This is a genomic window from Pseudomonadota bacterium (genome assembly GCA_016719885.1).
Lineage (GTDB): Bacteria > Pseudomonadota > Gammaproteobacteria.
Map to the genome: position 1 here is coordinate 59,355 of JADJYF010000018.1, position 12,786 is coordinate 72,140.

9 protein-coding genes and 1 pseudogene are annotated in these 12,786 nt (G+C 66.2%); 3 read left to right on the plus strand and 7 right to left on the minus strand.

From position 1 onward, the window contains the following. Window positions 1-28 precede the first annotated feature (28 nt). Window positions 29-2,360, minus strand: a pseudogene (locus tag IPM80_18250) (molybdopterin-dependent oxidoreductase). Then, entirely contained in the window at window positions 2,357-2,824 is a 468-nt protein-coding gene (locus IPM80_18255; GenBank protein MBK8960296.1) for a winged helix-turn-helix transcriptional regulator, read from the minus strand. The pseudogene IPM80_18250 and the gene IPM80_18255 overlap by 4 nt, the downstream one beginning before the upstream one ends. A 188-nt stretch (window positions 2,825-3,012) precedes the next feature. On the opposite strand from IPM80_18255, the gene IPM80_18260 reads away from it, so the two are divergent. Then, window positions 3,013-4,374, plus strand: coding sequence for a cytochrome P450 (locus IPM80_18260; protein ID MBK8960297.1), 1,362 nt, complete (start codon window positions 3,013-3,015; stop codon window positions 4,372-4,374). Between the two features lie 7 nt (window positions 4,375-4,381). After that, entirely contained in the window at window positions 4,382-4,867 is a 486-nt protein-coding gene (locus IPM80_18265) for a TlpA family protein disulfide reductase (GenBank protein ID MBK8960298.1), read from the plus strand. Between the two features lie 93 nt (window positions 4,868-4,960). Here the strand turns inward: IPM80_18265 and IPM80_18270 are convergent, their stop codons facing one another. From IPM80_18270 to IPM80_18285, 4 genes are all read right to left on the minus strand, one after another. Further along, entirely contained in the window at window positions 4,961-5,746 is a 786-nt protein-coding gene (locus tag IPM80_18270) for a GTP cyclohydrolase II (GenBank protein MBK8960299.1), read from the minus strand. A gap of 159 nt (window positions 5,747-5,905) precedes the next feature. Next, the gene (locus IPM80_18275) at window positions 5,906-6,823 is read right to left on the minus strand and encodes a hypothetical protein (protein ID MBK8960300.1); all 918 of its coding nucleotides are present in this window, start codon (window positions 6,821-6,823) and stop codon (window positions 5,906-5,908) included. Continuing rightward, a complete protein-coding gene (locus tag IPM80_18280; GenBank protein ID MBK8960301.1) occupies window positions 6,820-7,221 on the minus strand; it encodes a cobalamin-dependent protein in 402 nt (133 codons plus the stop codon). The genes IPM80_18275 and IPM80_18280 overlap by 4 nt, the downstream gene beginning before the upstream one ends. After that, window positions 7,221-8,837, minus strand: coding sequence for a methylmalonyl-CoA mutase (locus tag IPM80_18285; protein MBK8960302.1), 1,617 nt, complete (start codon window positions 8,835-8,837; stop codon window positions 7,221-7,223). The genes IPM80_18280 and IPM80_18285 overlap by 1 nt, the downstream gene beginning before the upstream one ends. Before the next feature lie 326 nt (window positions 8,838-9,163). Between IPM80_18285 and IPM80_18290 the strand changes: the two genes are divergently transcribed. Beyond that, a complete protein-coding gene (locus tag IPM80_18290) occupies window positions 9,164-11,026 on the plus strand; it encodes a potassium transporter Kup (GenBank protein MBK8960303.1) in 1,863 nt (620 codons plus the stop codon). A 227-nt stretch (window positions 11,027-11,253) separates the two neighbouring features. Here the strand turns inward: IPM80_18290 and IPM80_18295 are convergent, their stop codons facing one another. Then, the gene (locus IPM80_18295; GenBank protein MBK8960304.1) at window positions 11,254-12,666 is read right to left on the minus strand and encodes an amidase; all 1,413 of its coding nucleotides are present in this window, start codon (window positions 12,664-12,666) and stop codon (window positions 11,254-11,256) included. Window positions 12,667-12,786: the final 120 nt, after the last annotated feature.

Sequence of the window (12,786 nt, forward strand, 5' to 3'; positions counted from 1 at the left end):
CGCCGCCACCGCGCGCTCGTGGGCAGACTCAGCGCGCGACGCTGGCGAGCACCGCGCGCGAATTGTCCTCCGCGATGCGCGCCTCGTTGCTGTCGGCGGCACGCAGCCGCACCGGCACGTGCTTGTGATACGGCGTGCCGGCGATGGGATCGCGCCACGCGCTGTCGGTCAGCCAGTTGATGGCTGGCCCGCATACGCGCCGTTCACCGTCGGCGCCCGGATAGGCCTGGCCGTAGCCGTGGGGCAACACCACGTAGCCGCGCCGCAGGCCGGCGTCGGCGCGCGCGCGCACCACCAATTCACCGCGTGCGGACTCGACCACCAGCCATGCGCCTTCGCTTGCCACCAGCGCATCGAGATCATCGGGATGAATGAACAAAGCGCCGTCCGGATCGCGTTTGCGAAAATCCGGCGCGCGGAAGATCTGGTTGGCGTTTTGCGCGCGGCGCTGTCCGGCCGACAGCACGAAGGGAAAATCGGCGCGCGGCTCGACGTCCGCCGCCGACAATTCGTCGATTGCCTTGAGCAGCCGCGGGATGTCGAGATGGACCTTGCGATCGGCGGTCTCGATCAGATCCCAGACCGAGCCGTCAACGCTGAAGGCCGTGCCCGAGGGCGATGCGATGATTTGGTCGAAAAGACGCGCGGCGAGCTGCTCGGGGTTGGCGCTGGCCGGCAAGTCCAAGGCGCCGGCGACCGATGCCGGCCGCGTGCGCGCCAGTCGTTGCGCGGCCGCCCATAGCGGCGCCGCCGCGGCGGTGCCCGCCGGCAGGGCCGCGCCCAAGGTGTTGTACAACACCAGCGGCGCCAGCGCCCCGCACTCGGGATGCGCCGCCATCAAGGCCGCGAAGCCCGGCGCGAAAGCGCCATGACCGAGCGCCGCGCGGTCACGCAGTTCATCCAGCGCCGCGACTGGCGGCAGCAGATCCAGGGCCGCGGCGAGCCGCGTGTAGATCTCCGGGTTCCGGCAGGCTGTCGCCGAGCGGCGGCAACAGCGGCCGACGCACGTGAAAATAATTGGTCGGATATTCGAAACTGAACAGCGTGTACTCGCACTTCTCGAACTGCGAGGCCGCCGGCAACACGTAATCGGCGAGCGCGGCGGTCTCGGTCAAGGCCACGTCGACCACCACCATGAGATCGAGCTTGCCCAACGCCGCGATCACGCGTTGCGTGTCGGCGGCGGTGTTGACCGGGTTGCTGCTGTCCACCCACAGCGCGCGCAGGTGCTCGGGATGTGGGCTTTCGATGGCGTCGGCCAGCACGTTGGGCGGCAACAGGCCGGCGATCACTTCGATATCGAGCGGCGCGTAACGCTGGCCGCGTCCATTGCCCCACAAGGGCTGCAGCCAGCTGTGCAAGGCATTGCTGCCGCGTTTGCCGAAATTGCCGGTGATGAGATAGAGCAGCTTTTCGAGATAGGAATTGAGCGTCGAATACAGTCCCTGCTGGATGCCGAGTTCGGCGCGCACCACCATCGCGCGCGATTCGCCGATCATCCTGGCAAGCTGTTTGAGCGTCGCGAGTGGCACATCCGCGGCAGCCGCGAAACGCGCGATGGGCACTTCCAGCAGGCAGGCCTTGACCGCCTCGAAGCCGGTGGTGTGCGCGGCGAGGAAGGCGTCGTCGATCAGATCCTGGCGCACCAGCATCGCCAGCAGCGCCGCCAACAGGAAGGCATCGGTACCGGGGCGCACGGCCACGTGCAGATCGGCGTGCTCGGCGGTCTCGGTGCGCCGCGGATCGATGACCACCAACTTGCGCGCCGGGTCCTTGGCGATGTCGTTCAATTGCGCGCGGGCGTTGGCGAAGCCATGGGCCAGCCACGGGTTGGCGCCCAGCACCAGCAACAGGTCGCAGTGCTCGATGTCCTCGGCGGTGTGACAGTTCTGCGCACCGAACAGGTGTCCGTTGACCCAGAAATCGCCGGTCTTCTCCTGCGCGAGCGCATTGAACACGTGGCGCGACCCCAAGCCCCGCACGAAGGCGGTGGCAAAGGCGCCACCGGCGTGGTTGCCCTGGCCGCCGCCGCCATACAGCGCCAGCGACTGCGGGCCATGGGCATCGATGACGCCACGCAGGCGCGCGGCGATTTCCGTGACCGCGGTGTGCCAGGAAATCGCTTCGAAGCCACCATCGGCGCGCCGCCGCAGGGGCGTGCTCAGGCGGTCCTTGTGATGCACGTAACTCATGATGCCCTGCGCCTTGTTGCACAGGTAACCGCGCGACTTGGGATTGCTGTCGTCGCCGCGCACGCGGCGGATGCGCGCCGCCGCGCCCTCGCCTTCCACCGCGACCTCGATGCCGCAGTTCACGTAACACAGGTTGCAGGCACTCTTGTGCCAGGACAGGTCGTTCATGGTTTCACCTTGGAGTCAGTGCCGTGGTCCGCGCCGTGCAGTTGCAGGAGGGCGCTGTCGATGAAGGCGTGCAGGGTTGCGACCTGCTCGCTGCCGAGTTTGTCGTTGAGCGCGAGTTGCGCGCGCTTCCAGTGGAGCTTGGCCTCGGCGTGCTTGGCGCGCCCGGCCGCGGTGATGGACAGCAGGCGACTGCGCACGTCGCGACCCGGCCCCTGGCTGACCCAGCCCTGGTCGACCAGCAGGCGCACGTTGCGCGTCAGGGTCGAGGCGTCCATGCCCATGTGGCGGGCCAGCTCACCGGGCGCGACCGGCCCGAGGCCGACCAGGTGCGACAGCAGCGAGTACTGCGTGGTTTTCAGCCCGGCGCGCGCGAGCTCGGCGTCGTACAGGCGCGACACGCCGCGCAACAGCTGTCGCAGTTTGAAGTTGGTGCAGCCACGGGGTGGCGACGAGGATGGGCTCATGGCTGGATTGTAGCTGCAATAGTTGCATATACAAGCATGGCGCCACGCGAGCCAGGATTCTCGTGCCGGCTTGATCCCGCTTGGCTGGCGCCCGTGCGATCGCCTCTACACTCGGACCAGCAAGCTCCGCGCTGGCCCGCACCGTTGGCCAGCCTTAGCATAGGCCGACCACAACCCGAGGCATCCCCATGTCCGTCGTCCAGCCCAGCCACCTTTCCGACCTGCCGTTACCGCCCGCGGTGCCGCTCCTGGAAGGCTACCGGCTGTTGCGGCGCAGCCCGCCCGAAGCGCTGCTGCACATCGCGCGCACCTACGGCGACGTGGTGCGCTGGCGCGGCGTGCAGACCATCTACTGCCTCAATCACCCGGAATACGTGCGCCAGGTGCTGACCCAGTCCTGGCCGCGCTACAGCAAGGACACCATCGACTACCGCGTGGTCGGCCGCACGTTGGGCAAGGGCCTCGTCACCAACGACGGACCCGACTGGGCCAAGCAGCGGCGCCTCATGCAACCGGTGTTCGCCAATCGCGCCATCGACAAGTTCGACGTCGTCATCAACGACATGACCACCCAGCTCGCCGAGAGCTGGGCGTGCAAGCGCCGCGACGAAACGGTGTGGTTGGAGCGCGACATGAGCCGCGTGACCTTCCAGGTGGTGAGCCGCACGCTGTTCGGCGCCGACATCGACGGCGCCGCCGACGAGATGACCGAGATCCTCGACATCGTCAACCAGCATCCCTTGCGCATCACGTCCCTGCTGACCCTCTACCCGTGGCTGCCGGTACCGAGCAACCAGCGCTTCGCGCGTATCAAGGGCCGCCTCGATGCGATTGTCGATGGCCTGGTCGACCAACGCCGTGCGCAGGGCGACCAGGGACGCGGCGACATCGTCGATCGCCTGCTGGCGGCGCGCGATGCCGACACCGGCGAAGGCATGAGCCGTGAGCAGATGCGCGATGAATTGATCACGCTGTTGCTGGCCGGCCACGAAACATCCGCCACTGCCCTGGTGTGGACCTATCACCTGCTCGGCCAGCATCCCGACATCGAAGCGCGCCTGGTGGAAGAGCTCGCGCGCGAGCTCGGCGGACGCGCCGCGCAGAGCGCCGATCTGCCGCGCCTGCCCTATCTGAAACAGGTGGTGCAGGAATCCATGCGTCTGTATCCGCCGGTGTGGGGCATCGCGCGCCGCGCCAACGAAGACGCCGAGTTCGGCGGCTACCGGGTGCCGGCCGGCGCCTACATCTCGCTGTCGATGTATGCCCTGCATCGACATCCCGACTACTGGCCCGATGCGGATCGCTTCGATCCGGATCGCTTTGACCCGAAGCGCAACGAACAGCGGCATTCCTACTGCTACATCCCGTTCTCGGCCGGGCCGCGCGCCTGCATAGGCGCGGGCATGGCGATGCTCGAGATCCAGCTGGTGCTGGCGCAGCTGCTGCAGCGTTTCCGCGTGACGCCGGTGCCGGGCTACAAGGTCTCGCCGCAGGCAGTGGTGACGTTCAAGACCCGCGCCGGCATGCCGGTGACGATTGCGCCGCGCTGAGCCGCCCATGAAACCTCACGCATTCATCGCCCTGTTGTGCGCCGCGCTGCTGCTGCCTGTCGCCGTCCATGCCGGCGGCGTGGAAGTGCAGGGCCTGGACGGTCGCCGCGCCGGGCTCGGCGAATTCCTCGCCAAGGACAAGTGGACGCTGGTCATGGTGTGGACCACCTACTGCGGCGCGTGCCGCAAGCAGTATCCGCTCATCTCCGAGTTCCACGGCAAACACAAGGACAAGGACGCCACCGTGCTCGGCGTGTCACTGGACGGCTACGGCGAGGGCGAAAAGGTCAAAGCCTACCAGGCCGCCCACCAGCAGAATTTTCCAAGCGTGCTGGCCGACCCCGACGACTTCATCGACAAGTACCAGCGCACCACCGGCGAGAAGTTCACCGGCACGCCGACCTATTTGCTGTACGACGCCAAGGGCGCACTGCGCGCCTACATCGATGGCCTGGTGTCGGTGGCGGATATCGAGGGATATATCAACCGGTAGGTGCGAATTCATTCGCACATTGGATGCAGCGCGAGGCACCCAGCCGCGTCACCGAATGTGCGAATGAATTCGCACCTTCGAAGAAGACCGCGGTTACAAATCCTCCGGCATCATGTGGCCCTTGGCGCGCTTGGCGCGCATGTAGCGCAGGTTGTGCTCGCACACGCCGACTACCAGGGACACCGTGGCGCTGACCGGCTGGCCGTTGTCTTCGAGCTGGCGGCGCTTGTCCGGGTTGTTGGACAACAGGCGGATGGCGCGGCCGCCGAGCAGATGCCGCAGCACGATGGCGGCATCACTGAAATCGCGGGAATCTTCCGGCAGGCCGAGCGCGGTATTGGCCTGGTAGGTGTTGTGGCCGCCGTCCTGCAGCAGGTAGGTGACGGCCTTGGCCCACAGGCCGATACCGCGCCCTTCGTGGCCGCTCATGTACACCACCGCGCCCTCGCCGTCGGCCTTGATCTGTTCGAAGGCGCTGTCCAGCTGCGGACCGCAGTCGCAGCGCCGCGAACCGAACACATCGCCGGTCAGGCAGCACGAATGGATGCGCACCAGCGGCGCGCGTGCGTCGCGAAAGCCCGGTAGAGCGAACACCGAGTTGACCGACATCGAGCTGTGCATCAACTCGCGGATGGCCTCGGCGCCGCCATCGCGCGCGGCGTCTTGCACCGCCGACAGCTCGGTGCGGCGCACGAAGGGATACCACTCCAGCATCACTTCCTCGCCGGCGATCAGGCGCGGTATCGGCACCGGGCCCAGCACCGAAATGAATGCGCCGGCCGCGCCCGAAGGCACCACCTCGGCATTGCGGTCGAGGGTGACCAGCAGGCGGTCGCTCTCGAGTTGAACGCGGATTGATTTATCAACGTAACTGAACAACACCACTTCTCCGATAGGCGCCGGTCGGGCGGCGCATTCACAAGTTGAGGTTCTACGGTCGAAAGGCAGCGACGGATCGCGGCGCGCCGCGACGGGAGCAGACATTTCGGGCGGCTGGCACGGCGAGCCTGCGACCCGCCCTCTCCCATGGAAGATGGTTTATCGCGGCGGATATTCCAAGCCGGCCACCACCGCATGATAGGCGCTGGCGACGTCGGCGTCCCATAGCGCGTCGTCGCCGGCCTCCGTGACTTCGGCCAAACGCCGCGTTACCAGCGCGCGCACATGGGCCCGGCGTCGCGCGCGCCGCGCCGCCGTCGGGTCGAGATGGCGCGCGCGCCACGCGCGATGCGCCTCGCAGGCGGCATCGAGTTCAGTGATGCCGTCACCGGCCAGGGCCGAGGCCAGCACCACCGGCGGCTGCCAGTCGTCGCTGCCCTGCGAATGACGCAGCACCGAGGCTATTTCGGCGACCATCTCCTTGGCGCCCGGCCGATCCGCCTTGTTGATGACGTAGATGTCGCCGGTCTCGAGGATGCCGGCCTTGACCGCCTGCACCATGTCGCCCGCGCCGGGCATCAGCACCACCACCAGGGTGTCAACCAACTCGCGCACTTCGTACTGGCTCTGGCCCGCACCGACGGTCTCGACGATCACATCGTCGAAATCGTGGGTTTCGAGCAGCGCCAGCACGTTGGCGATATTGTCGGCCAGGCCGTCGCGCGCGCGGCGGCTGGCCAGCGAACGCACGAACAGCTCGGCGTCGTCGCCATGGGCGTCGATACGGATGCGATCGCCGAGGATCGCGCCCTGGCTGTAGGGACTGCTGGGGTCAATGGCGACCACGCCGACGCGACGCGCATGCGCGAGCCGTGCGTTGACGAAACGCCCGACCAGCGAACTCTTGCCGACGCCCGCCGGGCCGGTGATGCCACAGCGCCACACGTCGCGCGCCGGCTGCGCTTCGCCGTCCAGCACCGCCAGCGCCTCGGCGACGCTGGCGTCGGCGATGCGCGACAGCGCGCGACCCAGCGCGCGGCGATTGATGGGCGCGCGCGGCGCCTCGGCGAACGTCACGCGAGCCTCCGCGCGACCTCGTTCACCACCTCGGCGAGGCTCATCTCGCTGTCGAACACGCAGTCGACGCCGCTGTCCTTGAGCGCGTCCCAGTCGGCGCGCGGAATGGTGCCGCCGACGAACAGCGCGACGTCGTCGGCGTGTTCACGCTTCAAGGCCTCGGCGGTGAGTTTGACCAATTCGAGGTGACTGCCCGACAGGATGCTCAAGCCGACCGCGTCGACGTTTTCCTCGGCCGCGACCCGCGCGATGTAATCGGGCGTCTTGCGCAGCCCGGTGTAGATCACCTCGGCGCCGGCATCGCGCAGGGCCAGGGCGATGACCTTGGCGCCGACGTCGTGGCCGTCCAGGCCGGGCTTGGCGATGAGAATGCGTTTACCCTGCAGTTGCGTCGTCATCAGAGTTTCACCGGTTCCACGAATTCGCCCCATTGCTGTTTCAAGCGCTCGACCATTTCACCGACGGTCACGTAGGCGTGGCAGCAGTCGACGAGGTAGGGCATGAGATTTTCACTGTGGTCGCGCGCGGCCTTGTCGAGCGTGGCGAGCGCGCGCTCGGCGGCGGCGGCGTCGCGCTCGTCGCGGATCTTCTCGTACTTGCGCATGACCTCGGCCGAAGTGCTGGCACTGCTCGCGAAGACTTCACCGACCTGCTTGTCTTCCTTGTCGTTCTTGAAGCGATTGACGCCCACCACCACCGACTCGCCGGAATCGATACGCGACTTGCGCTCGTGGGCGCTGCGCGCGATGCGTCGTTGCAGGTAGCCGTCCTCGATGGCCTTCACCACGCCGCCATAGTCGGCTATTTCGCGGATCACGCCTTCGATGGCGACTTCCATTTCATCAGTCAGGTATTCGACATAGTGGCTGCCGCCCAGCGGGTCAACGCTGTCGGCGATGCCGCTCTCGTAGGCGATCACCTGCTGGGTGCGCAGGGCAAGTTCCGCGCTTTGTTCGGTCGGCAGCTGGAACGCTTCGTCGTAGGCGCAGGTGAACACCGACTGCGCGCCGCCCAAGGTCGCGGCCATGGTCTCGACGGCGACGCGCACCACGTTGTTGTAAGGCTGCGCGGCGGTCAGCGACGAGCCGCCACACACCACGCCGAAACGAAATTGCTGAGCACGCTCGGTGCGCGCGCCATAGCGCTCCTTCATGAGCCGCGCCCACAGCCGGCGCGCGGCGCGGAACTTGGCGACTTCCTCGAAAAAATTCATATGCACGTAGAAGAAGAACGACAGGCTCTGGGCGAAGCGTTCGAGGTCAGCGCCGCGCGACAGCAATTCGTCGACGTAGGCCAGGCCGTTGGCAAGCGTGAAGCCCATTTCCTCGACCGCGCTCGAGCCGGCGTCACGCACGTGGGCGCCGGCGATGCTGATGGGATTGAAGCGTGGCGCTTCCTGGTTGGCGTACACGATGCTGTCCGCCACCAGGCGCAGCGCCGGCCGCACCGGGAAGATCCAGGTGCCGCGCGCCACGTATTCCTTGAGGATGTCATTCTGGATGGTGCCGGTCAGCTTGGCGCGCGGCACACCGGCCTTGTCGGCGGCGGCGAGGTACATGGCGAAAATCATCGCCGCCGTGCCGTTGATGGTGAACGAGGTCGAGACCTTGGATAAATCGATGTCGCGGAACAGGGTTTCCATGTCCGACAGGTTGGAGATCGATACACCGACCTTGCCGACTTCCGAGCGGGCCATCGGGTCGATGGGGTCGTAGCCACACTGGGTGGGCAGGTCGAGCGCCACCGACAGGCCGGTCTGGCCGCGTTCCAACAGGAATCGATAGCGTTCGTTGGACTCCTCGGCGCTGCCGAAGCCCGAGTACTGGCGGAAGGTCCACAGCCGCCCACGATAGCCGTCCTCGAAAATACCCCGCGTAAAGGGGTATTCTCCCGGCGCCGAATCGTCGGGAGCACGGCGCATGGCGGGTGTCGCCACGGCGGGGACCTCGATACCGGAGGGTGTGGTGCGGCGCGCGGCGCTGCCGGCCTGCGCTTCGGACTTGGATTGACTCATGGTGATGGCCTGGTTCGATACGGCGACGGTGGCTGACGCCACCGGAGCGCTGGATACTTCCATAGCACCACCGGCGATTCAAGCTACGAGGAAGTGTGTCCGAAAAACAGACACCGGCGTGATGGCGGTCAACTCGACAGGCTCGAATTGCCCCACACTGCCGATGTTCTGCGACCGTTCACGAGGACGGCCGACGCGGACCGCTGCCGATTCGGGCATGCCGGCCGCGTAGTGCGTGGCCATGGCCGACTGCGCGATGCAGTTTACGAGTAACGGTTGAACGACAGGACACGCGGCTCCCAGAGTGCCGCCGCGTGGGAGCCGGGATGCACGACAAGAAAGAATTGAAGGCGCTGATGCTCGGCGCCATCGGTGTGGTCTACGGCGACATCGGCACCAGCCCCCTCTACGCCCTGAAGGAGACCCTGAGCGGCAGCCATGCCCTGGGCCTCGATGAACCGCGCGTGCTCGGCGTGCTGTCGCTGATCTTCTGGGCCGTGATGATGCTGGTCACCATCAAGTACGTGACCTTGATCATGCGCGCCGACAACCGCGGCGAAGGCGGCAGCCTCGCCTTGCTGGCGCTGGTGGCCGACGCGCTCAAGAACTCCAAGCGACGGGTGTGGGTGGTCGGCGTGCTCGGCATCTTCGCCGCCGCGCTGTTCTACGGCGACAGCATGATCACGCCGGCCATCTCGGTGTTGAGCGCGGTGGAAGGCATGAAAATCATCGCGCCGCATTTCGGCCCGGCGGTGATCCCCACCACGGCCGCGATCCTGACCGGCCTGTTCTGGATCCAGAAACGCGGCACCGGCACGGTCGGCTTGTGGTTCGGCCCGATCATGTGCCTGTGGTTCGCGACCCTTGCGCTGCTCGGCGCGCGCCAGATCATCAGCAATCCGGCCGTGCTCTATGCCATCAACCCGCTCTACGCCATCAAGCTCATTGTCGCCCATCCGCACCAGACCTTCCTCGGCCTCGGTGCGGTGGTGCTGGCGGTGACCGGAGGCGAGGCGCTGTATACCGACATGGGCCATTTCGGCCGCAGGCCCATCCGCCTGAGCTGGTTCACCTTCGTCATGCCGGCGCTGCTGCTCAACTACTTCGGCCAGGGCGCGCTGCTGCTGGCCAATCCCGACGCGCTGGAGAATCCGTTCTTCCTGCTGGCGCCGGACTGGGCGCTGGTGCCGCTGGTGGTGCTGGCGACGATGGCGACGGTGATCGCGTCGCAGGCCGTGATCTCGGGCGCGTTCTCGGTGGCACGCCAGGCCATTCAACTCGGCTACCTGCCACGTATGCAGATCGTGCACACCTCGGGCCACGCGCAAGGACAGATCTACGTGCCCTTCACCAACTGGACGCTGTACCTCGCGGTGATGGCGCTGGTCATCGGATTCCAATCCTCCAGCAACCTCGCCGCCGCCTACGGCATCGCCGTCACCGGCACCATGCTCATCGATACCATCCTCATCACTTTCGTGATGATCTTGATCTGGAAATGGCCACGTTGGCAGATTGCCACGCTGTGCGGCTTCCTGTTGGCCATCGATTTCTGTTTCCTGGCGTCCAACTCGCTCAAGATCCTGCAGGGCGGCTGGTTCCCGCTGGTGGTGGGCCTCGGCTCGTTCACGGTACTGACCACCTGGAAGCGCGGCCGTGCGCTGGTGTTCGACAAGATGGTCGAGCAGAGCGTGCCGCTCGATGCGCTGTTGATGTCGGTCAACGAGATCCATCGCGTCGAAGGCGTGGCGGTGTTCATGACCGGCAGCCGCTTCGGCGCGCCGACCGCGCTGCTGCACAATCTCAAGCACAACAAGATCCTGCACGAGCGCGTGTTCCTGGTGACCATCGTCACCACCGACACACCCTACGTGACGCGCGAGGAGCGCGTGGAATACACCATCCTCGGCCACGGCTTTTACCGCCTGGTGGTGCGCTTCGGCTTCATGGAGCATCCCGACCTGCCGGAAGCCCTGGCCGAGCTCAAGCAATACGGCCACCACCTGAAGATGATGGAAACCACGTTCTATCTCAGCCGCGAAGTGATCGTGCCGACCTTGAAGCACGGCATGGCGCTATGGCGGGAAAGGCTGTTCGCCTTCATGAGCAAGAACGCGATGTCGGCCTACGAATTCTTCCGCATTCCGACCGACAGGGTGGTGGAAATCGGTACTCAGCTAGAAATTTGAGGAGCTGATGGAATGTCAGACTAAAGTCTGACCCACAAGGAAGAAGAGATTGGCCTGTGGGTCAGACTTCAGGAAGCTCTGAATAAGCGTAGCGAGCATGCTCGCGCGCTAGGAGCCGCGCAGCGAGCGACGAGACATATCAGATAGATAGGCGAGGAGCGAGCGAGCACGCGACACCGCGCCCGAGCAGCGCAGTAGCTTATTCAGAGCTTCCTTCAGTCTGACATTCAAACCAGTACCGGCCGGCGCTCCCCGTGACGCGTCGCGCACTCGAAGCCATGGGCGAGCTGCAGCACCTCGAGATCCGCCCAGCGCCGGCCCACGATCTGCAGGCCCACCGGCAGGCCGCTGGCGGTGAATCCCGCCGGCACTGATAGCGCCGGACAGCCGGTCACGGTGATGGCGTAACACACCCCCATCCAGTCGAGATAGGTCGCGAGCTCGCGGCCATTGATGCTACTCACCCACTCCTGTTCGATGGCAAACGGCGGCACCTGGGTGGTCGGGCACAGCAGGAAATCGTAGTGTTCGAAGAAGGCGGCGATGCGCGCGATGATCTGGCTGCGCTTGATCTCGGCCTGCGTGACATCGGCCAGCGTCAGCGCCAGTCCCTGCTCGATGTTCCACACCACGGTGTCTTTCAGATGCGGGCGCATGCGCTCGAAGTCGGGCCCGAAGCGCGCGGCGAATTGCCAGGCGCGCAGCGTGCGGAACACTTCATCGGCGTCGGCGAGATCGGGACTGGCGCCTTCCACTTCGCAGCCCAGCGCGCTGAAGGTCGGCAGCGCGGCTTCGAGCACGCTGACGATTTCCCGCTCGACCTCGAACTGGCCGAGGGTCGGGCTCCAGGCCACGCGCAGGCCTTTCAAATCGCGCGTCAGCGGCACGCGAAAGTTTGCACCCGGCTCGGTGAGCGCTATCGGCACGCGTGCATCGGGCCCGGCCATGGCCGACAGCAGCAGCGCGCAGTCGCTGGTATTGCGCGCCATCGGCCCCTGCACGGCCAGCGGTTCGCTCGACATCAGGCGCGGCCAGCTCGGCACACGCCCCGGTGAGGGCCGCATGCCGACCACGTTGCAGAACGCGGCGGGATTGCGCAGTGAGCCGCCGAGGTCGCTGCCATCGGCAAGCGCCGTCATACCGGTCGCCAGCGCCACCGCCGCGCCGCCGCTGCTGCCGCCACAGGTCCGCGAAAAATCGTAGGGGTTGCGCGTGGCGCCGAACACGCGGTTGAAGGTCTGCGAACCGGCGCCGAACTCGGGCGTGTTGGTCTTGCCGAGAATGATGGCGCCGGCGGCGCGCAGACGCGATACGAACAGATCGTCCTGGTCAGGCACGAAATCGGCGAACAGAGGCGAGCCGAAAGTGGTGCGCATGCCGCGCGTCAGTGCGAGATCCTTGATGGCGATGGGCAGGCCGAACAAGGCCTGATGCGCGGCCGGACCTTCCTTGTCCATCTGCCGCGCGGTGGCGAGCGCCGCTTCGCTATCGAGCGTGACGATGGCGTTGACCTTGGGATTGACGTCATCGATGCGCGCCAGCGTCGCACGCAGCAATTCCTCCACGCCGAGTTCGCGACGCGCGATGGCGGCGACCAAGCTGGTGGCGGCGGGGTAGCTATGGAGATCGAGTGAGGACATGGTGATGGTGGACCTCGCGACCCGACTGTTTGTGGGTCAGACTTCAGTCTGACATTGCTGCCAAATCTTCAACGGCTGCGCCATTGAATGTCCGACTGAAGTCGGACCCACAATGCTCCA